General features: G+C 62.1%; 20 protein-coding genes. 2 read left to right on the top strand and 18 right to left on the bottom strand.

Annotation, left to right across the window (positions count from 1 at the left end; translation table 11 throughout):
- Positions 1-2: 2 nt before the first annotated feature.
- The 3 genes from CPI83_RS05525 to CPI83_RS05515 all read right to left on the bottom strand — a co-directional run bounded on the left by CPI83_RS05525 (position 3) and on the right by CPI83_RS05515 (position 3,299).
- Positions 3-2,363, bottom strand: coding sequence for an excinuclease ABC subunit UvrA (locus CPI83_RS05525; protein WP_060938024.1), 2,361 nt, complete (start codon positions 2,361-2,363; stop codon positions 3-5).
- A gap of 70 nt (positions 2,364-2,433) precedes the next feature.
- Positions 2,434-2,844 (bottom strand): VOC family protein, encoded by a 411-nt coding sequence (locus tag CPI83_RS05520; RefSeq protein WP_020909044.1) that lies wholly within the window; start codon positions 2,842-2,844, stop codon positions 2,434-2,436.
- Positions 2,845-2,849: 5 nt separating this feature from the next.
- Positions 2,850-3,299: a helix-turn-helix transcriptional regulator gene (locus CPI83_RS05515; protein WP_019745214.1), complete on the bottom strand. Its 450-nt coding sequence runs from the start codon at positions 3,297-3,299 to the stop codon at positions 2,850-2,852.
- A gap of 113 nt (positions 3,300-3,412) precedes the next feature.
- Between CPI83_RS05515 and CPI83_RS05510 the strand changes: the two genes are divergently transcribed.
- Positions 3,413-5,371 carry a M13 family metallopeptidase gene (locus CPI83_RS05510; protein ID WP_019745215.1) on the top strand — a complete coding sequence of 653 codons (1,959 nt, stop codon included), beginning with the start codon at positions 3,413-3,415 and terminating at the stop codon, positions 5,369-5,371.
- Between the two features lie 68 nt (positions 5,372-5,439).
- On the opposite strand, the gene CPI83_RS05505 is transcribed toward CPI83_RS05510, so the two are convergent.
- The 13 genes from CPI83_RS05505 to CPI83_RS05445 form a co-directional block, all read right to left on the bottom strand.
- Positions 5,440-5,766 (bottom strand): YnfA family protein, encoded by a 327-nt coding sequence (locus CPI83_RS05505; protein ID WP_003940244.1) that lies wholly within the window; start codon positions 5,764-5,766, stop codon positions 5,440-5,442.
- A 16-nt stretch (positions 5,767-5,782) separates the two neighbouring features.
- The gene (gene ugpC / locus CPI83_RS05500; protein ID WP_019745216.1) at positions 5,783-6,868 is read right to left on the bottom strand and encodes a sn-glycerol-3-phosphate ABC transporter ATP-binding protein UgpC; all 1,086 of its coding nucleotides are present in this window, start codon (positions 6,866-6,868) and stop codon (positions 5,783-5,785) included.
- Positions 6,869-6,883: 15 nt separating this feature from the next.
- Positions 6,884-8,215 (bottom strand): ABC transporter substrate-binding protein, encoded by a 1,332-nt coding sequence (locus CPI83_RS05495; RefSeq protein ID WP_097386917.1) that lies wholly within the window; start codon positions 8,213-8,215, stop codon positions 6,884-6,886.
- 38 nt (positions 8,216-8,253) lie between these two features.
- Entirely contained in the window at positions 8,254-9,156 is a 903-nt protein-coding gene (locus tag CPI83_RS05490) for a carbohydrate ABC transporter permease (protein WP_097386916.1), read from the bottom strand.
- Positions 9,153-10,127: a sugar ABC transporter permease gene (locus tag CPI83_RS05485; protein ID WP_037249638.1), complete on the bottom strand. Its 975-nt coding sequence runs from the start codon at positions 10,125-10,127 to the stop codon at positions 9,153-9,155. Before CPI83_RS05485 ends, CPI83_RS05490 begins: the two co-directional genes overlap by 4 nt.
- 74 nt (positions 10,128-10,201) lie before the next feature.
- The gene (locus CPI83_RS05480) at positions 10,202-11,125 is read right to left on the bottom strand and encodes a L,D-transpeptidase (RefSeq protein WP_019745219.1); all 924 of its coding nucleotides are present in this window, start codon (positions 11,123-11,125) and stop codon (positions 10,202-10,204) included.
- A 216-nt stretch (positions 11,126-11,341) separates the two neighbouring features.
- Positions 11,342-13,024 carry an FAD-dependent oxidoreductase gene (locus tag CPI83_RS05475; protein ID WP_097386915.1) on the bottom strand — a complete coding sequence of 561 codons (1,683 nt, stop codon included), beginning with the start codon at positions 13,022-13,024 and terminating at the stop codon, positions 11,342-11,344.
- A gap of 81 nt (positions 13,025-13,105) precedes the next feature.
- The gene (locus CPI83_RS05470; RefSeq protein WP_097386914.1) at positions 13,106-13,987 is read right to left on the bottom strand and encodes a hypothetical protein; all 882 of its coding nucleotides are present in this window, start codon (positions 13,985-13,987) and stop codon (positions 13,106-13,108) included.
- Between the two features lie 10 nt (positions 13,988-13,997).
- Positions 13,998-14,216: a dodecin gene (locus CPI83_RS05465; protein ID WP_003939815.1), complete on the bottom strand. Its 219-nt coding sequence runs from the start codon at positions 14,214-14,216 to the stop codon at positions 13,998-14,000.
- Between the two features lie 15 nt (positions 14,217-14,231).
- On the bottom strand, positions 14,232-15,443 hold the full coding sequence (locus CPI83_RS05460) for a serine hydrolase domain-containing protein (protein WP_097388129.1): 1,212 nt from the start codon (positions 15,441-15,443) through the stop codon (positions 14,232-14,234).
- Between the two features lie 108 nt (positions 15,444-15,551).
- A complete protein-coding gene (locus CPI83_RS05455; RefSeq protein ID WP_097388128.1) occupies positions 15,552-16,052 on the bottom strand; it encodes a DUF6764 family protein in 501 nt (166 codons plus the stop codon).
- Positions 16,053-16,145: 93 nt separating this feature from the next.
- Complete coding sequence (gene ligD / locus CPI83_RS05450) at positions 16,146-17,186, bottom strand: non-homologous end-joining DNA ligase (RefSeq protein WP_003940248.1); 1,041 nt, start codon at positions 17,184-17,186, stop codon at positions 16,146-16,148.
- Entirely contained in the window at positions 17,186-18,232 is a 1,047-nt protein-coding gene (locus CPI83_RS05445; protein ID WP_097386913.1) for an ATP-dependent DNA ligase, read from the bottom strand. The genes ligD and CPI83_RS05445 overlap by 1 nt, the downstream gene beginning before the upstream one ends.
- A gap of 109 nt (positions 18,233-18,341) precedes the next feature.
- On the opposite strand from CPI83_RS05445, the gene CPI83_RS05440 reads away from it, so the two are divergent.
- Positions 18,342-18,959: a hypothetical protein gene (locus tag CPI83_RS05440; RefSeq protein WP_007731384.1), complete on the top strand. Its 618-nt coding sequence runs from the start codon at positions 18,342-18,344 to the stop codon at positions 18,957-18,959.
- An 88-nt stretch (positions 18,960-19,047) separates the two neighbouring features.
- Here the strand turns inward: CPI83_RS05440 and CPI83_RS05435 are convergent, their stop codons facing one another.
- Both CPI83_RS05435 and CPI83_RS05430 read right to left on the bottom strand, forming a co-directional pair.
- A complete protein-coding gene (locus CPI83_RS05435) occupies positions 19,048-20,199 on the bottom strand; it encodes a magnesium and cobalt transport protein CorA (RefSeq protein ID WP_007731382.1) in 1,152 nt (383 codons plus the stop codon).
- A 747-nt stretch (positions 20,200-20,946) separates the two neighbouring features.
- A complete protein-coding gene (locus CPI83_RS05430; RefSeq protein ID WP_157920610.1) occupies positions 20,947-21,183 on the bottom strand; it encodes a hypothetical protein in 237 nt (78 codons plus the stop codon).
- Positions 21,184-21,530: the final 347 nt, after the last annotated feature.

Here is a 21,530-nt window from a genome sequence, read left to right as displayed (position 1 = left end):
GGTCAGCCGCCGACGTATGCCGCGAGATGCTTTCCGGTGAGGGTGGAGCCGTCGGCGACGAGCTCCTCGGGAGTGCCTTCGAAGACGATCCGACCGCCGTCGTGACCGGCTCCAGGGCCGAGGTCGATGATCCAGTCGGCGTGCGCCATCACGGCCTGGTGGTGCTCGATGACGATGACGGACTTACCGGAATCGACGAGTCGATCGAGCAGGCCGAGCAACTGCTCGACGTCGGCCAGGTGCAGTCCGGTGGTCGGCTCGTCGAGGACGTACACGCCACCCTTCTCGCCGAGGTGCGTCGCCAGCTTGATGCGCTGACGCTCACCGCCCGACAGCGTCGTCAACGGCTGGCCGATCGTGAGGTACCCGAGCCCCACGTCGACCAGTCGGACGAGGATCTTGTGCGCAGCGAGCGTCTTCGCCTCACCGTCGCCGAAGAACTCCTCGGCCTCGGCCACCGACATCGTGAGAACCTCGTTGATGTCCTTGCCACCGAATTTGTATTCGAGAACTTCCGCCTGGAAGCGCTTGCCTTCGCACTCCTCGCAGAGAGTGGCAACGCCGGCCATCATCGCCAGGTCGCTGTAGATGACGCCGTTGCCGTTGCACGTCGGGCAGGCACCTTCGGAGTTGGCACTGAAGAGCGCCGGCTTCACGCCGTTGGCCTTCGCGAATGCCTTGCGGATCGGATCGAGCAGCCCGGTGTACGTTGCCGGGTTGCTCCGACGCGAGCCGCGGATCGCACTCTGATCGACCGACACCACGTCTTCGCGTTTCGCGAGCGAGCCGTGGATCAGCGAACTCTTACCCGATCCGGCCACACCAGTCACCACGACCAGTACGCCGAGCGGTACGTCGACGTCTACATCTTGGAGGTTGTGTGAGTTCGCTCCACGAATCTCGATTGCTCCGGTGGACTCCCGCACGGTCTCCTTGAGGGCGGCCCGGTCGTCGAAGTGACGCCCGGTGACCGTATCGCTGGCACGAAGGCCCTCGACTGTGCCCTCGAAGCAGACGTTTCCGCCGGCGCTACCCGCGCCTGGCCCGAGGTCGACGATGTGATCGGCGATCACGATCGTCTCCGGCTTGTGCTCGACAACGAGCACGGTGTTGCCCTTGTCCCGCAGGCGCAGCAGAAGATCGTTCATCCTCGCGATGTCGTGCGGATGCAGGCCGGTAGTGGGCTCGTCGAATACATACGTGATGTCGGTGAGCGAGGAACCCAGGTGACGAATCATCTTGGTGCGCTGAGCTTCACCACCGGACAGCGTTCCCGACGGACGGTCGAGGCTGAGGTAGCCGAGTCCGATCTCCACGAAGGAGTCGAGCGTTTCGCCGAGCGTCGTGAGCAAAGGCGCGACCGATGGTTCCTTCAGACCGCTGACCCATTCCGCGAGATCGCTGATCTGCATCGAGCAGGCGTCGGCGATGTTGACGCCCTTGATCTTCGACGACCGCGCGCCCTCGCTCAGCCGCGTCCCGTCACATTCGGGGCAGGTGGTGAACGTGATCGCCCGCTCGACGAATGCCCGGATGTGGGGCTGCATCGCGTCGACGTCCTTGGCGAGGAACGACTTCTGAATCTGCGGAATCAGACCCGTGTACGTCAGGTTGATGCCTTCGACCTTGATCTTGGTCGGCTCTTTGTAGAGCAGATCGTTCAGTTCCTTCTTGGTGTACTTCTTGATCGGCTTGTCGGGATCGAAGAAACCGCAGCCGCGGTAGATCCGGCCGTACCAACCCTCCATGCTGTAGCCGGGGACCGTGATCGCACTCTCGTTGAGCGACTTGGTGTCGTCGTACAACGCGGTCAGATCGAAATCGTTGACCGCCCCTCGTCCCTCACATCGCGGACACATGCCGCCGGTGATCTTGAAGCTACGACGCTCTTTCGTCTGACGTCCGCCGCGTTCCATCGTGACCGCGCCTGCTCCGGAGATCGAGGCCACGTTGAACGAAAACGCCTGAGGCGAACCGATGTGAGGCTTTCCGAGACGGCTGAACAAGATGCGGAGCATCGCGTTGGCGTCGGTGGCGGTTCCGACTGTCGAGCGCGGGTCGACGCCCATCCGCTGTTGATCGACGATGATCGCGGTGGTCAGGCCGTCGAGAACATCGACGTCCGGCCGCGCGAGCGTCGGCATGAATCCTTGAACGAAAGCGCTGTAGGTCTCGTTGATCATCCGCTGCGATTCCGCGGCGATCGTACTGAACACCAGCGAGCTCTTTCCCGAACCGGAGACGCCGGTGAATACCGTCAGCCTCCGCTTCGGGATCTCGACGCTGATGTCTTCGAGATTGTTCACCCGCGCGCCTTGCACGCGGATCAAATCGTGGCTGTCTGCAGTGTGCAGGGCAGTCATCGTGTCTCCATCTGTCAGTCGATCGCCGACGGTCTCAGCGCAGTTGACGGGCTCAGCGCAGTTGACGGGCTCAGCGCAGTTCTTGAATACGGATCAGGTTTCCCGCTGGGTCGCGGACGGCGCAATCGCGAACGCCGTACGGCTGCTCGGTCGGTTCCTGGACGACGTCGATGTCGCCGGCCTGAAGCCGCTCGAACGTATCGTCCAGATCTTTGGTGGCCAGAAGAAGTCCGCCGTACGTGCCCTTGGCCATCATCTCGATGATGGTGCGGCGCTCGTCGTCGGTGATTCCGGGATCGACGGCCGGCGGATGCAACACGATGGAGGTGCCGGGCTGGCCGGGCGGCCCCACCGTGATCCAACGCATCCCGTCGTAGCCGACGTCGTTGCGCACCTCGAAGCCGAGGGTGTCGCGGTAGAAGTTCAGGGCGGCGTCAGGGTCGTCCTGCGGAAGGAAACTCGAGTGAATGGTGATGTCCATGGCGATCACGTTAATTGCGGTTGTGGGTTCTGCGCTTCTCGATTCCTGATCGGTCTGGTGACTTGTTTGGACACACAGGACGGCATTCCGGCCGTCGACTGTTCGGCCTCGCGCCGATAGACGCTGGGCGGGACCCCTACCAATTCGGTGAACTTACTGCTGAAAGTGCCGAGAGAGCTGCAGCCGACTTCGAAGCAGACGTCCGTGACACTGAGGTCTCCGCGGCGCAGTAACGCCATTGCGCGCTCGATTCGCCTGGTCATCAGGTATGCGTACGGCGGTTCGCCGTACGCCTGACGGAATTGGCGACTGAGATGCCCCGCAGACATGTTCACTCCCCGCGCGAGCGCCTCCACGTCCAGAGGCCGCGCGTACTCCCGGTCGATACGGTCACGCACGCGTCGTAGTCGCGCGAGGTCCTGCAGGTGCGGATCTGCGGCAGGTCTGCTGGTCACGTATTCGATCGTGCCATGCGGTACCGACGTTGCCCAGCACAAGAGATGAACTGGGGTGTGGAGCGATCACGCACACACCGAGCAGTTCGTCATGATCGTGTAAGGATGGAGAAATGACCACGGCTCATCGCTCAGGCATCGACCTCACCCACCTCGACGGCGACACACGGGCGCAGGACGATCTGTTCGTCCACGTCAACGGAAAATGGCTCGCCGAATACGAGATTCCGGCAGACCGCGCAGTCGACGGGGCATTCCGGACGCTCTACGACAAGGCCGAAGAAGACGTACAGACCATCATCACCGAAGCCGCGGAGTCCAACTCTGCCGCCGGTACCGATGCGCAGCGCATCGGCGACCTGTACTCGAGCTTCATGGACGCCGACGCCGTGGAGGCCGCGGGCCTCAGCCCCATCGACGACGAGCTGGACGCCGTCGCCGATGCGCCGGACCGGTCGTCGTTGGCCACCGTGATCGGACGCCACCAGCGCGTCGGCGTCGGCGGTGCCATCTCGCATTACGTCGACACCGATGCCAAGAATTCCGAGCGGTACCTGATCCACTTCAGCCAGTCGGGAATCAGCCTGCCCGACGAGTCGTACTACCGCGAGGACAACTACGCGGAGATCCGCGAGAAGTACGTCGCGCACATCGACAAGATGTTCACCCTCGCCGGCGTCGGCTACGACGCCCAGCGTGTGTTCGAACTCGAGAAGAAGATCGCGGCCGGGCATTGGGACGTCGTCAAGCGTCGTGACGCAGATCTGAGTTACAACCTCGTGGGCTTCGAGGAACTGACCGAGCAGAACCCCGGTTTGGACTGGGCGGCATGGCTGTCCGGTCTCGGCGCCGATTCGGAGAAGTTCGCCGAGATCGTGGTCCGTCAGCCCGATTTCCTGCACACCTTCACCGCACTCTGGGCGTCGGAGTCACTCGACGACTGGAAGGCATGGGCGGCGTGGAAGGTGCTGCACGCTCGCTCCCCCTACCTGCATTCGGCGCTGGTCGACGAGACCTTCGCTTTCTACGGAACCACGCTCTCGGGTACCGAAGAGAACCGTGAGCGCTGGAAGCGCGGAGTCAGCCTGGTGCAAGATCTGCTCGGCGAGGCCGTCGGCAAGCTCTACGTCGACCGTCACTTCCCCGCTGAGGCGAAGACCCGCATGCTGGAACTGGTCGCCAACCTGCAGGAGGCGTACCGTCGCAACATCTCCGACCTCGAGTGGATGAGCCCGCAGACTCGTGAGGCCGCGTTGGCCAAGCTCGAGAAGTTCACCCCGAAGATCGGTTACCCCGACAAGTGGCGTGACTACGCCGGTCTCGATATCTCGGCTACCGACCTGGTGGGCAACTACCGTCGTGGATACGCCGCCGAGTACGACCGTGACCTGGCCAAGCTGGGTGGCCCCGTGGACCGTGACGAGTGGTTCATGACGCCGCAGACCGTCAACGCCTACTACAACCCGGGCATGAACGAAATCGTGTTCCCCGCAGCCATTCTCCAGCCGCCGTTCTTCGACGCCGCAGCCGACGATGCCGCCAACTACGGGGGCATCGGCGCCGTCATCGGCCACGAGATCGGGCACGGCTTCGACGATCAGGGCGCCAAGTACGACGGCGACGGCAACATGGTCGACTGGTGGACCGACGAGGACCGTAGCGAATTCGGCAAGCGCACAAAGGCTCTCATCGAGCAGTACAACGAGTTCGAGCCCAAGGAACTGCCGGGCCACCACGTCAACGGTGAATTCACGATCGGCGAGAACATCGGCGATCTCGGCGGGCTGTCGATCGCGATCGCGGCGTACAAGATCGCGACCGAAGGTACCGAACCTCCGGTCATCGACGGACTCACCGGTCTGCAGCGCGTGTTCTTCGGGTGGGCGCAGGTATGGCGCACGAAGGCCCGTGAGGCCGAAGCGCTTCGCCGTCTGGCCGTCGACCCGCACTCGCCGCCGGAGTTCCGGTGCAACGGCGTCGTCCGCAACCTCGACACGTTCCACGAGGAGTTCGACGTCAAGCCCGGTGACGCACTGTATTTGGAGCCGGAGAAGCGTGTGAAGATCTGGTAGCAAGGGCAAGCCCCTGTGCGCGCTTAAGGACCCCCTGGACTCCTTGAGCGCGCACGGGGCCGAAGGCCCTACCGGGCGTACATGATCACCCCGACGCCGACCAGACAGATCAGCGCACCGGCGATGTCGAAACGATCCGGGCGGAATCCGTCCATCACCACCGCCCACAGCAGTGAACCCGCTACGAAAATCCCGCCGTACGCGGCGAGGATGCGCCCGAAGTTCGCATCGGGTTGCATGGTCGCGACCAGACCGTAGAGACCGAGCGAGATGACGCCGAGCCCTACCCAGATCCAGCCCTTGTGCTCGCGAATTCCCTGCCACACCAACCACGCGCCCCCGATCTCGAGCAGCGCGGCGAGTACGAACAGCAAGAGCGAACGTGCGACGGTCATGCCGCACACAGTATCGCTACAGACGTACCCCGGTCTCCGCGGAAAAGAAGTACACCTCGCCGGCCTTGGGCAGCAGATGAAGCGACTCCCCCGGTGCCACCGACATCTTCCGATCGACGCGAATGACAATTCGGCCGGATCGGCTCTGCCACTGCGAATCCGGGGCACCCTTTGCATAGACGAACGATTCGGCGCCCAACTCTTCAAGCAGGTCGGCATCCACGGCCAGCGAGCCCTTTCGCCACGCTCCCACCAGATCCCACGACTCGGGACGCACTCCCACGACGACCCGCTCCCGCTCGGACGCCCCGGTGGGCAGCGGAATCCGCAGGTCACCGAGCACTGCGACGGTACCCTCGACCGGCGCTTCGATCAGGTTCATGCCGGGCGATCCGATGAAGGCGGCCACAAAGGTGTTGACGGGGTTGTCGTAAAGTTCCCGCGGCTTCGCCACCTGCTGCAAACGACCGTCCAGCATCACCGCCACCCGGTCCCCCATCGTCATCGCCTCGACCTGATCGTGGGTGACGTAGACCGTCGTGGTGCCCAGTCGACGCTGTAAGGCAGCGATCTGCGACCGCGTACTCACGCGTAGTTTGGCGTCCAGATTGCTGAGCGGCTCATCCATGCAGAACACCTTGGGATGGCGAACGATGGCCCTACCCATGGCAACTCGCTGACGTTGCCCACCGGACAGCTTGGCCGGTTTACGTCCGAGCAGCGGTTCGAGTTCAAGCATCCGTGCTGCCTCGAGTACCCGCTCGCGCCGTTCGGACTTTCCCACTCCCGCGTTCTGGAGCGCAAAACCCATGTTCTGCTCGACGGTCATGTTCGGGTACAGCGCGTAACTCTGAAACACCATGGCGACGTCACGTGCTCGCGGCGCGAGATGCGTGACGTCCGTGCCGCCGATCTCGATCCGGCCGTCCGACGCGGATTCGAGACCGGCGAGCATTCGCAGGCTGGTGGACTTACCGCAACCGGAAGGTCCTACGAGTACCAGGAACTCACCGTCGGCGATGTCGAGGTCGAGACGGTCGACTGCCGGTCGATCGGTTCCTTCGTAGCGGTGCGTGACTCCCGCGAATTGCACGTTGGCCATGAGTGTTCTCTCCTACTACTTCGGCAGCTTTGGGGTGATCTGCCGGTCGATGATCTGCTGCAACTGGGTGGCAACGCCGGCGAATGTCGATGCGACGTCGGCTTTCTGGAGAGCAATCTGCTCGAGTCCGGTGCCGATGATCTGATCGCCACCCGGGACGAACACGCGTGCGTAGTCCTGCGAGCGCGTACGCGAAAGCTGATCCACAGCGGTACGGGAGTTCGGATTCGCGTCGAGGAATGCCTTCATGCTCGGCTCCGACGTTGCCGACTTGCGGACCGGCATGTAGCCGACGTTCTGCGAGAAGTACGCCGTGTTCTCACCATTGGTGATGAAGTCGATGAACTTGAGCGCGTTCTTCTTACGCTGATCGGAGATCTTGGACGGGATGGCGAGCCCGGCGCCGCCGGTGGGGCAACCGGGAGTTCCGTCCACTGCCGGGAGGAAAGCGGTGCCGATGTCGAAGTTCGCAGTCTTCTTGATGCCGGACAGGTCACCCGTCGACGCGATGGTCGACGCCAGGATGCCCGTACCGAATTCGTTTGCGATGTCAGTGGAGACCGCGGCGTACTTCTTGTCGTGAATCATGCTGGAGAGGAACTGCCCTGCGGCAATGGTCTTCTCGTTGTCGAGCTGCAGATTCCACTGGTCGGAGTACGATCCGCCGAAGGTCCAGATGGGGCCTTCGTAGGTCCAGCCGAGGTAATCCTTCGCGTTGCCCCACCCGTGTGCCAACTTGCCGTTGCCCACGACCTTCTGCAGCTCAGGTCCCCACTCGTCGAACTCCTGCCACGTTGCAGGCCCACGGTCGGGAAGTCCGGCCTGCGACCAGACCGCCTTGTTGTAGTAGAACAACGGCGTCGACCTCGCGTAGGGAAGCGCATAGTGCTTGCCCTGGAACAGGTAGTCGGCGAGCAACGAATCGACGTAGTCGGCCGAGTCGACGCCCACCTCGGAGAAGAGTCCGTCGAGCGGCTCGATTGCCCCGGCAAGTGCGTAGTTGAACCACCAGACATCCGACAGCACAACCACATCGGGAACATCTCCGCCGGAGAGGGCAGCGTTGAACTTCTGCGCCACCTCTTCGTAGTTCTTGCCGCCGTCCACCAAGTTGACCTTCAAGTCCGGGTACTTGGTCTGGAAGCGGTTGATCAGTTCCTTCTCCACATCGGTGGACTTACCCGGGTGGTTCGACCAGAAGGTGATGGTGTTGGACTCACCCGACGCACCGGATGTTCCCGCAGCATCAGCGCTGGAACCACCGGATCCCGCGCATGCGGTCAGTGCTGCGCCGGCGGCGATTGCACCGCCGAGGCTCAGAAATCCGCGCCTGTTCATGTTTGCCATTACTGCTCCTCGAGAAAGAAATGTGACGGGAAAAGCTGTCAGCCCTTGACCGCACCGGAGGTGAGGCCTTTGATCATGTGTCGTTGCAGCAGAAGGAAAATCACCAGGATCGGTAGCATCGTCAGTACCGTTCCGGCCATGACGGGACCCCAGTTGGTGAGTCCGTCGTTGTTCTGCAGTTGTGTCAATCCGATCGGCAGCGGCGCCACCGAGGAATCGTCGGACATGAGGAACGGCCACAGGTACTCGTTCCATTCGTTGACCACCGTGATGATGCCGAACGCCACCATCGTGGGCCCGGAAACGGGGAGCACCACGCGCCAGAGAAGCCGCCAGTGGCCGGCGCCGTCCATCCGCGCTGCCTCGATGATCTCCGAAGGTATCGAGAGAAAATGGTTGCGCATGAGGAACGTACCGAAGGCTACACCCGCGAGCGGAACTATGATGCCCTGGAACGTGTTACGCCAGCCCCACTCTGCCACGAGCGCGTAGTTCGAGATCACGGTGATCTGGTTCGGAACCATCAATGCGGCGATGATTCCGAGAAAGACGAAGTTCTTCCCCGGGAAGCGCAGGAACACCAGCCCATAGGCGCTGAGAGTCCCCAGAACGAACTTCGCCGCGGACAGTATCGTCGTGATCACTATCGAGTTCCGCAGAAACATCCAGAACGGAACCGATGTCGTTGCTTCGGAATAGTTTTCGGGATGCAGCGACGACGGCCACCACGTTGCAGGCTGCGTGTAGATCTCCGGACGCTCCTTGAACGAGGTCATCACGATCCAGTAGAGCGGCAGGACGATGATGACCAAGGCGATCACCATTGCCGCGTAGCCGAGGATCTTCACACCGACCTCACGCCGGTCCACGTTCTTGCGATCCGGCCCGGGCCGGACGACGGAAGTCGGAGCAGCGCTTTTCTTTTCCTCTACCGCTGTCATTTCTCTTCTCCCCGATCCATGGCACGAACCTGGTAGACGGTGATGATCAGCAGGATCAAGAACATGATGGTGGCAACCGTCGCGCCGTAGCCCGCCCGGAAGTTTCGGAATGTCTCGTTGTACACCTGGTAGACCATCGTCGTCGTCCCTGTACCCAGCGGGCCACCACGGGTCATGACGTTGATGATGTCGAAGACCTGGAGCGAGTTGAGCATGACGGTGATGGAGAGGAAGAACGTCGTCGGGCGCAACTGAGGTAAGAGAACCCGGCGGAACTTGGTCCACGGCTTGGCGCCGTCGATTTCGGCTGCTTCGTTCAATTCTTGCCGAACTCCTTGCAACGCAGCGAGGTAGATGACAAACGTGTAGCCGAGGTTCTTCCACATGTATGTCACCGTCACCATGAACAGCGCCCAGTGGGGGTCCTGATAGAAGTCGGGCGATTGGAGTCCGACGCGGTGCAGGAGATCCTGGATCAGACCGAAGTTGGGGTCGAAGACGAACTGAAACGCGACACCGATCGCTGCACCGGAGATCACGAACGGCGCGAAGATCGCCGACCGGACCAGGTTTCGCCCGACGAGCTTGCGATCGAGCAGCATGGCCAACGCCAAACCGATGACCATCGAACCCACCACTGTGACCAACGTGAATACCACTGTGTTGGTGACGATCTGCCAGGTGTCGCTTCGTCCGAACCACTCGCGGTAATTGCTCAGCCCGATGAACGTCGCCTTCGGGTCCGCAATGTTCCAGTCGAAGAACGAAAGTCGGATGTTGTCCACCAGCGGGCGGTAGGTGAACAAGATCAGCAACGCGAGATTGGGACCTACCAAGAGCGCAAAGAGCGCGTAATCACGCCATGGTCTGCCCCACAGACCTGGCTTGCCTGATGTGGGCAGCGTTCTTTCCGGACTCGATCTCACTGAGGCAGTCTGACCGCTCGCAACGAATGAACGGTGAACGTACAAGACACTAGAGCTGAACGCGACACGAAAAAGGCCCTGCGCGAATACTTCTCGCGCAGGGCCTTCCTCGTCGATGTCTAGCGGTTCCAGTCACCCAATCCGTCGGCGCCGCTGAGGACTCCACCTGCGGTGTTCTGCACGATCACCGGGTCACCCTTGCCTGCGTTCTCGAAGAACCACTTGGCGTCCTCGGTGCTGACATTGAGGCAGCCGTGGCTGACGTTGGTGAAACCTTGTTGCGCTACCGACCACGGAGCGGCATGGACGAAGATGCCACTGTAGGAAATTCGTGTCGCGTACTCGACGTAGGTGCGGTAACCCTCGGGAGAATCGATCGGAACGCCGTACGTGGACGAATCCATGTACATGTCGCGCAGCTGCTCGCCGACGATGTACGTGCCGTTCGGTGTTTCGTGACCCGGCTTGCCGAACGACGTCGGCATGGTGCGCACGACCTCACCGTTGCGGGTGACGGTGACCTGCTTGGTGTTGTCGTCCGCGACGGTGACGAGTGCGTCACCGATGTTGAACGTGGAGTGCGAATCACCGGCGTCGACGGTCACGGAGATGTTCGCCGGCCAGAACTGTGCCGGCTTCCAACGGACCTGGCTGTCGTTGATCCAGTAGAAGCTGCCATCGACCGGAGGATCGGTGGTCACGCGAATCGCGCGCTCGGCCGTGGCACGGTCGCCGACTGCCTCGTTGAAACGAATGATGATCGGCTGCGCGATGCCGACTGTCTCACCCGCGGACGGGTTGAGCGACGGCGCGGAGAAGTTGGGAGCGCCGATGGGAGCCTGAATCGGTGTACCCGGGATGCCCGGAACCGGAATCGCCGGATCGAGGTACGGAACACCGGGAATGACGGGCAACGGAATGTCCGGCCCACCGGGGAAGAGAGGAACGGCCGCGGAAGGTCCGGCGAGAGCCAGGCCGGCAGCCACCGCTCCGACGATTGCCACGGCAACCCGTGACGTCCGACGACCCTGTTTGCTGCCCATGTCACTACCTTCGCTCGAATGACCACGTACTCACGTGGATTTTGCGCGGCCGGCATCGATACCCGCCTGGTACCGATGCCGATGCACCATCCGGACGCGCCCGCCGGGCGCACACCTACACGCCCGAGCACGCCAAAGAGAGCAAACCGCACATTTCCATAGTCATTAACACACAAATGCGGCAATCGAGCAATTCGGATGTTCGCCCAAACGTTGCTATCCCTCGCTGCGAGCAGCCGCCAACATCGATTCGATGGAGATGAGTTTGGTTCGCGGTCTACCGGCGGCGGCACCGGATGCTCGTTCTGCCTTGTCGATCCGCTGCCAACCTTGGTAGTCCACCTGATCCGGCGACCGATCTGCCAGCAGAACCTGCAACTTGTCAGCGTCCTCGGTCGGCGTGGCGAGGCGCCCACCAGCGAAGTCGTCGAAGATCATCGACACGGTCTCGGCGGAGCAGTACTTGTTGGTGCCGATTACGCCGGTCGGTCCGCGCTTGATCCAACCCGCGACGTAGACACCCGGGATCGGCGTGCCGGTGTCGGTGTCGATCACGCGGCCGTTCTCGTTGGGGATCACGCCGCGAGCGTCGTCGAAGGGCAAGTCGGCCATCGGTGTGCCGCGGTATCCGACCGACCGAAGCACCAGTGAAGTGTCGATCGTCTCCTCGGTTTCGGTAGGCCGGGCGGAGAGCTGACCGGTCGGCGTTGCCACCAATTCGTTTTTCACGATCCGCACCTGTGAGACTGCACCGTCGCCGAGGATCTCGACGGGAGAGGTGAGGAACCGGAGAACGATCCGCTTGCGAGAAGGATCTGCGGTACGCGAAGCAAATTCCTGCGCCTGCTTGACCTTGAGCAGGACGGACGGCTCGGCGGCATCGCTGTCCACGAACGCCTGACTGGCCTCGTCGAGTTCGGCTTCGATCGGGTCGACGACTACGTCCACGTTCGCCATCTGTCCGAGCGCCAACAGTTCGGGATTGGTGTACGCGGCCTGCGCCGGCCCACGACGCCCGAGAATGACCACCTCACGAATCTTGCTGTTCCGCAGCGCTTCCAATGCGTGCTCGGCGAGGTCCGTCTTCGCAAGCTGGTCAGGGTCGGTCACCAGGATGCGTGCGACGTCGAGTGCGACGTTGCCGTTTCCGACGATCACCGCTCGCTCGCCGGACAGATCGAAAGTCCGATCGGCATATCCCGGGTGGCCGTTGTACCAGGCGACGAACTCGGTGGCGGCGTGACTTCCCGGCAGATCCTCGCCCGGGATCTCGAGCTTGCGGTCCCCGGCAGCGCCCACCGCGTAGATCACTGCGTGGTGATGGTCCAAGAGTTCCGAATGCGAGATGTGGGTGCCCACCTCGACGTTGAAGTGGCAGCGCACAGTCTTCTTCGCGACGACGGCGCGGAACTGATCGGTGACCCCCTTGGTTCCGGGATGGTCTGGCGCCACGCCGGCGCGCACCAAACCGTATGGAGTGGGAAGTCGATCGAACATGTCGACCTCGACGCGAGGCTTGCCGGTCAGTTCCATCGCCGCGTAGCAGGCGGCCGGGCCGGAGCCGACGATCGCCACTTTCAGCGTTCCCAGTTCGGGATCGATCTTGGCCATCGTGATCGGCTCGGGCCAATCCGGGCCCATCGGATGCTTCTCGAAGTACGACGCGTTCATCTGCAGGTACGGCGCGTCGTCCTCGTCGAGTTCGTTGTCCGGGAAGATCGCCTCGACCGGGCATTCGTCCACACACGCACCACAATCGATGCAGGTGTCGGGATCGATGTAGAGCATTTCGGTGGTCGCGAACGGAGCTTCGTCCGGTGTCGGGTGAATGCAATTGACCGGACACACGTCAACACACGAGGCGTCGTTGCAGCACGGCTGCGTGATCACATACGCCATGACATTCCCCTATCCCTGAAACACGAAGCTCGAACTGGTTCCCAGACTATAACGTGTTCCAATTTGGCGCGAGAATCGTTTTCAGATCACCCCATTGCGCTTCAGCAGCCACACCGCCTGCACGGTGGCGTGACCTCGCCATTCCAACGCCGCGGCGGGTGAATAGCTGTCGAAATCCACCGCCCAACCGCCGTCGCCATGTTGTCGCGCAGCGAGCGCAGACAGTTCGGACTCGATCACTGATGCGTCGAACAACGCGCGGGTCGGGCCGCCGGGAAGCGGTGAGAAATCGAGGGGCCGCATGAATTCGCCCTCGGCTCCCCCGTCCACGTGAACCAAGCCGTCAGCCGGGACACGCGAACCAAGAGTGCTCACCAACGACGACGCTTCGGGACTGTTCCGGTGAACCGCGTCTAGAAACTGCAAGGCAAAGGCCAGCTCGAGGGCATGCAGAGAATCCGCCCCGTCGATCGCGTCGAGGCAATATCGAACGGCAGAGGCGAACCACGGATGTTCGGCGACGGCCTCGTCGAATTCGGCAACGCGAGCCGCTGCAGCACACACGATGCTGGTGATCTGCAACGACGGCGCCAACGGATCCGCATCCACCCAGAAGGGCGCACAACCGGCCGGGTCGGCGATCGGGAAGGCGAACGGCAAACCGCCGTCTGCCAGCGAATTGGTCTGCAACCAGTCGCACAGTTCGACGGCTCTGGGCGTCGGCGTTCCGATGTCGGCAAAGGCTTCGAAGGCGTGCAGCGCGCCGCCAGGTTGGCTCGATGCCGAGCGAAGATCCGGTTCGAGTCCCCAGCCGTACCCACCGTCCGGGTTGCGATAACTGTCCACAGCCGCCAATGCCGCGGTCCGGTCACCCTGTCCGAGAATCAAATTCAGTCGATGCCGATCGAGAGTTCTGGCATGTCCCGCCATGAACCCGACGGCCGCCCTGAGATCAACACTCATGAACGACGACTCAAGATTCGTCGCCGTCGAGCCGGAAGCCGACCTTCAACGTGACCTGGAAATGCGCCACGGCGCCGTTCTCGATGTGACCGCGAGTTTCCACCACCTCGAACCATTCGAGGTTGCGCACCGTCTCGTTCGCCCGGGCGATGGCGGTGCGAATTGCCGCGTCACTGCTCTCGGTGGACGAGCCGACGATCTCGGTCACCCGGTACACGTTGCTGCTCATGGCATTCCCTTCGTGTCAGATTCGACGAACCAACTCCTGCGCCTCGGCGCCGAGCCTCGCAAGGCGAAGATCACCGAGAGCTGTCACAGCACTACCCAACCTGTTGGTGGTGAAACCGAGCGAGAGTCCGCTGGACAGGTCCGCATACGCGCCTGAACCGCCGACTCCGTAGTGGCCTATCGCATTCCGCGGCTGCCGCCGCGTGGCAATGATCGGCGGATGGTAACCGAGAGTCCAGTTGGGCCGCACCGCCAGCACGTAATCCCGATTGCGAGTCTGGATGGTCGACATCTGGTCGATGGTCGATTCCTTCAGGAACCGCTTCCCGTCGATCACGCCGCCGTTCGCGATGGCGCCGTACATCTTCGCGAGAGCACGCGCGCTGAACACTCCGTTCCAGCCCGGCATGACGGCGTCGTGGACAGCCGGGTTGCGCACCATGACGTCGAAACCGTCCGGCATCGCGGCCTCCGCGAGTCCGCGAGTCGGACCGACGTGTGAGAGCACGGTCGACGCGAAGGCCCAGTTCAAGCCGGCAGGGTTGATATGTGGGAACAGCTTCGCGATCCGTGGACGCTCGGTTTCGGGTACGCGGTACCAGAATTCGTCGACTCCGAGGGGCTTCGCTATCTCCGCTTGTACGACGTCGATGAACGGCTGACCGGACACCCTGGCCACAAGTTCGGCTACCAACCAGCCGTAGGTCACAGCGTGATAGCCGGGGCCTCGAAGCCGACGCGGATCCGGTTTCTCGGCAGCCAGGGCGGCAACGACCGCGTCGTAGTCCATCAGGTCGAGAGGATGCGGCATCAAGCCGCGAACTCGGTGAAGGCCCGCGCGATGTGACATCAGTTCACGGACGGTGATCTTGTCCTTGCCGGCCGCCGCGAATTCAGGCCAGTACCGAGCAACCGGGGCGTCGTAGTCGATCAACCCACGTTCGGCGAGTCGGTGAACGACGGTGCTGGCGACGCCTTTGCCGGTCGAGAACGACAGCGACACCGTGTCGTGGTCCCAGCGCCGATCACGATCGGCATTGCCGGCCCAGATGTCGAGCACTTTCTCACCGCCCAGGTACACGACGAGAGCGCCGCCACCTTGTTGCGGTTGGCGATACATCGCGAAGAAGCGGTCGGCCAAGGGAAGGAATCGCCGGTCCACGTACAGCTCGGTGCGCGAAGGCACCTCCACCCGGGCGAGTGAACCCCGTCGTGCACTGGGAGTCATCGCGTCCTCCGATCCCCGCTGATCAAGTTGCCCGGTCACCCGATCGGTGGCAGGAGCTTGACACCATTGTGACCACTGTCACGCAAGAGGCTCAGGGCCGGGGTGCCCTCACGGGGTGACCCACGTCGAAGTGCCGTCGCTGAAACATCCCTGACCTGTGGCGATATTGAAAACAAGGGTGGGACCACCTGAGCAGATCGCCCCGACGTCCGCGTCACCCACTGCCGCTCTGCCGCCAGGTCCGCTGAGCACGACGGCAAATGGTGAGGAGTCGGTGCGACCGAGTGCGAGCGAACCCGGGCCGTACGCGACGGCGGCAAGTAACCCACCGCGCGACTCCGCCGCAGCAACGCCGCCGAAGAGTCCGACGCCCGCCGACCTGCCACCGTCTCGAGAATCCGCGACGCCGACACCGTCGCCCTCGACGTGTGAAATCGCGTAACTGGAGGGATCTGCCACCGCTCGGCATGCGGATGACCCGTCGACGATCGTCTGATCTTGCCCGCGCGCCGAACAATCCAACGTCGCGGCTGACGCTGTTCCGCTACCGAGTGACAATCCGAAGGCGGCAAGAATCACGCCGCCCACCGCTAAGCTTGCTGCTCGCATTTTCCGGCGATCCATATCCAACCCCCACAGTGCATTCGACGTGACCGTACATTCGACGTCTGATCGAATTACCCGATATGTCCGCCTCTGACGCTACCCGTCTTTGTTCTTCCGATCGCGGTCCTTGCTCGGTTGAACACGTTTGGGTTCACCGGGCATTTTGGGATAGTTCGGCGGGTACGGCAGATCGCCCAGTCCTGCCGCCAGATCCTTCTCCCACATCTCCAACAGAACGTCGAGGGCAAAGGCCTTGTCGTGCATGGCTTCCATCGGATCACCACGATCGGCGAGCAAGCCGGGAACCGTGGCGATGGTGCAGTCGTCTGGATGCACGTCGCGCAGTTCGTCCCAGGTCACCGGCGTCGACACAGTTGCGATCGGCGTCTTACGAGCGGAATACGCCGCCGCGATCGTCCGGTCACGGGCATTCTGATTGAAGTCGATGAAGATCCGTTCACCCCGCTCTTCCTTCCACCACGCGGTTGTGGCGCGATCGGCACTACGACGCTCGACTTCACGAGCAAGGGCGATACCCGCGTGACGGACCTCGACGAAATCCCAGCGCGCCTCGAGCGGGATGTAGACGTGAAGGCCTCGGCCACCGGACGTCTTGGGAAATCCTTCCAATCCCAACTCGGCGAGCAGAGGGCGAAGGACCTCGTCCGCGATGGCAACGGCCTCGTCGAACCCGGTCCCCGGTTGCGGATCGAGATCGATGCGCAGTTCGTCCGGGTGGTCGGTGTCCGGGCACCGCACGGCCCAGGGATGAAACGTGACAGTCCCGAGATTGGCGGCCCACACGATGTTCGCAGCACTTCGCACTCGAAGGACGTCGGCCTTGCGACCCGACGGGAACGTGACCTCGCAGGATTCGACGTGCTCGGGCCGCTTTGCCGGCAGCCGCTTCTGGTAAACCTCTTCACCCTCGATGCCGTCGGGGAATCGCTGAAGATGCGTGGGCCGATCTTGGAGCGCCCGCAACGCTGCACCCTGCAGCGCCACCGTTCGGTAGTACTCGACAAGATGCCGTTTGGTTCCGCCGTCCTCACCCAACTGCGGATAGTAGATCTTGTCCGGGCTCGACAATCGGACCGCGATCCCGTCGACGTCCAGTTCCTCTGCCGGGCTCGCCATCACTTACCGCCTGCAAGAACATCCGCGAAGTCGTATCGCACCGGAACCTCCAACTGATCGAATGTGCATTCGTCGGGCACCCTGTCCGGACGCCAGCGCAGGAATCGTGCAGCGTGCCGAAAGCGTTCCCCTTCCATCTGGTCGTACGCCACTTCGAGCACCCTCTCAGGACGAAGCGGAATCCAGGAGCGGTCTGCGGCCGATCTCCACCGGCTGGCCTCTCCCTCGGCTACAACGTCGTCCCCGAGGCGCAAAGGTTCGAGTTCGGCCAACAACTCGATCCGCCGCGCCGCGGTGAAAGCAGAAGCGCCACCGACCATCTTCAATTCGGAACCGTCGTACAGACCAAGAAGCATCGACCCGATACCTGGCTGACTCTTGTGGGGACGGTAGCCCAGCAGTACGACATCCGCGGTCCTGGCGTGTTTCACCTTGATCATCTCGCGCTTGTTCGACAGGTACGGTCCCGCCAGCTTCTTGGCGACAACCCCGTCGAGACCCGCGCCTTCGAAGGTTTCGAACCAGGCCATTGCTTCGGCGCTGTCTGCCGTCGCTGCCGTGACGTTGCAACTCGGCCCGCCACCGACGGAATCTAGGAGCAGCGCACGTCGGACCCCGAAGTCCTCGATCGAGACGTCGCGATCCCCGAGCGCCAGTAAATCGAACCCGACAAATTGCGCGGGCGTCTGTTCCGACAACAATGCGACGCGGCTCGCGGCGGGGTGAATCCGCTCGGAGAGCGCTTCCCAACTCAGGCGCGTCACACCGTCGATCTCACGGGGAACCACCAGTTCTCCGTCCACCACACATTTTTCGGGCAATTCAGACTTGACGGCTTCCACCGCCTCGGGAAAGTACCGCGCCAAGTCCTTTCCTCCTCGCGATCCGAGCACCACTTCGTCACCGTCACGAAAGATGATTGCTCGAAATCCGTCCCATTTCGGCTCGTACGACCACGTCGGGTCACCGGACTCGGGCTGAGGCGGCACAGTGGCCGCAGCCTTCGCGAGCATCGGGGCAAGCGGCGGCATCAGGGGTAGCTCCACCTACCCATACTGACAGTCCGGTTGGCAATTCGACTACCGATGTATTGGAATAGGTCCCGAACAATCCACGAACCAACAGAATTATCCAAGAATCAACAAAGGGGTCCTTATGTCCGGAATCGTCCGGCGACTTTGCACTGCGGTGATCGCAACTTCTGCAATCGCCGCCTTCACCGTCGGTTGCGGTTCCGACATCGAGCCGAAAGCCATTGCGGAATCATCTTCCTCGGTTGCCGATTCGACCACTACCTCCGCGGCCCCGACCACCTCGAAGATCACCGGCCAGGAGGGCTCGGACGATGGCGGCGACGTCGACATCGACGTGTCGATCGGTGATTGCGTCAAGCTCGGAGGCACCACGACGGCCGCAGAAATCGACAACGCGGACTGCGGTAGCAAGGATTCCAACTACAAGGTGGTCGCCAAGGTTCCCACCTCTGATCTGTGTGCCTCCGATGTCGACTCGTACTACTACGAGACCCTCGCGGGTGACGAGCAGGGCGCTGTCTGTCTCGACGTCGACTGGGTAGTCGGCGGATGCATGGACCTCGGCAGCGGAATGGATGAGCCCGCCCGCATCGAATGCTCGGATACCAGCGGCACCAATGTAGTCGAGGTCGTCGAAATCCTGCAGAACTCCACGTCGATCGACGAATGCGGTTCGGGGGCAGACTCGGGATTCGAGCACCCGGAACGTAAGTTCACGGTCTGCGTCGCAACGCTCTGATTCGAGCGCCCTCCCGAAAAACACCTGTGCGCCTTGCCAACCGATCTCGGTTGGCAAGGCGCACAGCGCTTTCTACAGCCGGCGCTTTCTACAGCCAGCCCCGACGCTTGAAGATCGTGTAGAGACTTCCACAGGTCAAGAACATCATCGAGAGCGCAAACGGATAGCCCAAGTGCCAGTGCAGTTCCGGCATGTCGTCGAAGTTCATCCCGTACACGGTTCCGATGAGCGTCGGCGCGAAGAGAATTGCCGCCCACGCCGAGACTTTCTTGATCTCCTCGTTCTGCGCGTAGCTTGCCTGCGTCAGATTGCGCATCTCCTCGTTCTGGTTCTGCGACACCAGAGTTGCGTTCACCGTGAGGATGTTTCCGAGCAACTGACGAAAGCCGTCGGCCCGCTCCACCACAGTCGTCGCATGGTCGGTGACGTCGCGCAGGTATCGCTGGAGTTCCTCGTCCGTGTGGTACTTGTCGAACCCTGCCGACAACCCACGCAGCATTCCCAGCAGCGGACGCGTCGCCCGCTGGAATTCGATCACCTCACGGGTCAGTTCGTAGATGCGACGCGAAACTCCGGGATCGCCACTGAATACTTCGGTTTCGATCTCGTCGATGTCGTTCTGCAGGCCGGCCACCACCGGGGCGTACCCGTCGACGACTGCGTCGAGAATGGCATAGAGAACGGCCTCGGTACCCAACCGCAACAGGTCAGGATCGTTCTCCATGCGAGTCCGCACCGCCGACAGATCCGGCGATTCACTGTGACGGACGGTCAGAATGAAGTTCGGACCACAGAAGATGTGCAATTCGCCGAATTCGACCCGCTCGGTCTCGTCGCGGTACCGCGCAGCACGCAGGACCACGAACAGTGTCTTGCCGTAGCGCTCGAGCTTGGGGCGCTGGTGCGCGACGATCGCATCCTCGACCGCCAGTTCGTGGAGGTCGAAATGTTGTGCAGCGGCATACAACTGGGCGTCGTCGGGCCGGTACATGCCGATCCACGCCATCGACTGCGAATCCGGAAGGCATGACAGTGCTTCCGCCAGCGTGGACGGTGACGCTATCCGCTCGCCGTCGCGGTACACGCCGCTGTTGACGACGGTCGATTCGACGGGCGCCACCGCCTCGGGCGGGGCAGCCTTGACGACGGTGCGTGCGGCACGCGAGTGTCCGGGATGTGAGTCACCGAGCCCCGCGGAACGACGCGGCAGTACCGAACGTGAACGACGAAATTCGCGCATGCTGAACAGCTTTCGAGGGAAGAGTGAACGACGACGCTTGCTTCACAGCAAAGCCGAAGCCGATGAACACACGATGAAGCTGCAGCAAAATACCGGATCAACCCGGGCGGCTACAGCTTCAGTTGGTACTCGGAGGTTGGCCACGCATTACAGCCACACCTCCTCTTCCCTGAATTCCTACGCAAGTCCGCGCACGACGCCAACATGCTACCCCGACTGCCAGAGCACGACAAGCCGCAGGACAGCACGAACCGGTCGGAGGAAACTGAAGAATCATGGCCAGAAATCCAGGCGCCAAAGTCGCCGGTGCTGCGATACCTACGTTGGTCGTGCCGGCGGAAAGGAAATACTCATCCCCGCGCACAGCGATGCCTACGGGCCACTCTTCAGATCCTGCATATATGGGAGCTGGCAGCTTTGCAAAGATAATTCAGATTGGTGCCGTCGCCGCCAAAAACCGCCGTTCATGACTGGTTCATCGAAGAAATTGGCGCACACCGCGACGGCGATTGCGGGAAGTGCGTCGCTGAACCAGCGAGCGTGCCGGCGAAGAATCAGTAGGACTGGCTGACTACTTCAAAAAAGCGGCTGGTCGCACAGGCAGTCCGGGTATCACCAGGCCCGGACGCGACAACGTCGACGTCAGCCGAACAACTTCAGAAGATCGTGGCGACGCCGATCACTGTCGAACGTCAGTACCCCAACACTATGGGTTTCTTCAATCGGGAGTACCCGGCACTTGGGGATTCATCGACGAAAAGATGCTCGGCTGTTCGGTGCTCGATTGATTCCCTTGAGTCCGTCGATCTCACGATGCCCTCGATCGTCCAACCATGCGGCGTCGATGGCACGACGCGAACCAGGCACGGGCTGGTGAAAAGCGCCGAAGGCGGCGGCCAGCTCGCGCTGTACTGCTGTTCGTTGCTGGCGGACCACTCGCGCTGCGAAAGTCCGTGTACGTCGACCAAAATCTGTCTCAACCATTTACATATTACCTCCTCATCTTCGGTGCGACGTCGGCGCTGTAACCAACTGCGGCGCTACTGCCGCCGAAGTGCGCCTCGCAAGCACATTTCGCGCCAGCATTTAGGTCAAGCTCTGCATTTCATCGCACAGAAAGACAGTGGACTCATGCGAGTGCCAACCGAAATTGGGCGAGCCGAATCTACATTCGGCAAATCGCCATCTCTCCCCGCAATGACTACCTCAACCACATAGCCGCACAGGAACGAAATCGCTATCGCCGAACTAGTGTTCAGCGATAATTGCAGCGAATGCAGAATCGAGTCGCGTGTACCCGGGCTGTGCGAAGTTCGAAAATATGGTTCCAT

The sequence above is a fragment of the Rhodococcus sp. H-CA8f genome, from assembly GCF_002501585.1.
Taxonomy (GTDB): Bacteria; Actinomycetota; Actinomycetes; order Mycobacteriales; family Mycobacteriaceae; genus Rhodococcus_F; species Rhodococcus_F erythropolis.
This window is presented reverse-complemented; position numbering and strand designations above follow the sequence as displayed.

Bases quoted from the DNA above. Each gene is read 5' to 3' on its own strand.
- CPI83_RS05525 (WP_060938024.1), bottom strand. From the start codon at position 2,363: ATGACTGCCCTGCACACTGCAGACAGCCACGATTTGATCCGCGTGCAA.
- CPI83_RS05520 (WP_020909044.1), bottom strand. From the start codon at position 2,844: ATGGACATCACCATTCACTCGAGTTTCCTTCCGCAGGACGACCCTGAC.
- CPI83_RS05510 (WP_019745215.1), top strand. From the start codon at position 3,413: ATGACCACGGCTCATCGCTCAGGCATCGACCTCACCCACCTCGACGGC.
- CPI83_RS05505 (WP_003940244.1), bottom strand. From the start codon at position 5,766: ATGACCGTCGCACGTTCGCTCTTGCTGTTCGTACTCGCCGCGCTGCTC.
- ugpC (WP_019745216.1), bottom strand. From the start codon at position 6,868: ATGGCCAACGTGCAATTCGCGGGAGTCACGCACCGCTACGAAGGAACC.
- CPI83_RS05495 (WP_097386917.1), bottom strand. From the start codon at position 8,215: ATGGCAAACATGAACAGGCGCGGATTTCTGAGCCTCGGCGGTGCAATC.
- CPI83_RS05490 (WP_097386916.1), bottom strand. From the start codon at position 9,156: ATGACAGCGGTAGAGGAAAAGAAAAGCGCTGCTCCGACTTCCGTCGTC.
- CPI83_RS05480 (WP_019745219.1), bottom strand. From the start codon at position 11,125: ATGGGCAGCAAACAGGGTCGTCGGACGTCACGGGTTGCCGTGGCAATC.
- CPI83_RS05475 (WP_097386915.1), bottom strand. From the start codon at position 13,024: ATGGCGTATGTGATCACGCAGCCGTGCTGCAACGACGCCTCGTGTGTT.
- CPI83_RS05470 (WP_097386914.1), bottom strand. From the start codon at position 13,987: ATGAGTGTTGATCTCAGGGCGGCCGTCGGGTTCATGGCGGGACATGCC.
- CPI83_RS05465 (WP_003939815.1), bottom strand. From the start codon at position 14,216: ATGAGCAGCAACGTGTACCGGGTGACCGAGATCGTCGGCTCGTCCACC.
- CPI83_RS05460 (WP_097388129.1), bottom strand. From the start codon at position 15,443: ATGACTCCCAGTGCACGACGGGGTTCACTCGCCCGGGTGGAGGTGCCT.
- CPI83_RS05455 (WP_097388128.1), bottom strand. From the start codon at position 16,052: ATGCGAGCAGCAAGCTTAGCGGTGGGCGGCGTGATTCTTGCCGCCTTC.
- ligD (WP_003940248.1), bottom strand. From the start codon at position 17,186: ATGGCGAGCCCGGCAGAGGAACTGGACGTCGACGGGATCGCGGTCCGA.
- CPI83_RS05440 (WP_007731384.1), top strand. From the start codon at position 18,342: ATGTCCGGAATCGTCCGGCGACTTTGCACTGCGGTGATCGCAACTTCT.
- CPI83_RS05435 (WP_007731382.1), bottom strand. From the start codon at position 20,199: ATGCGCGAATTTCGTCGTTCACGTTCGGTACTGCCGCGTCGTTCCGCG.
- CPI83_RS05430 (WP_157920610.1), bottom strand. From the start codon at position 21,183: ATGGTTGAGACAGATTTTGGTCGACGTACACGGACTTTCGCAGCGCGA.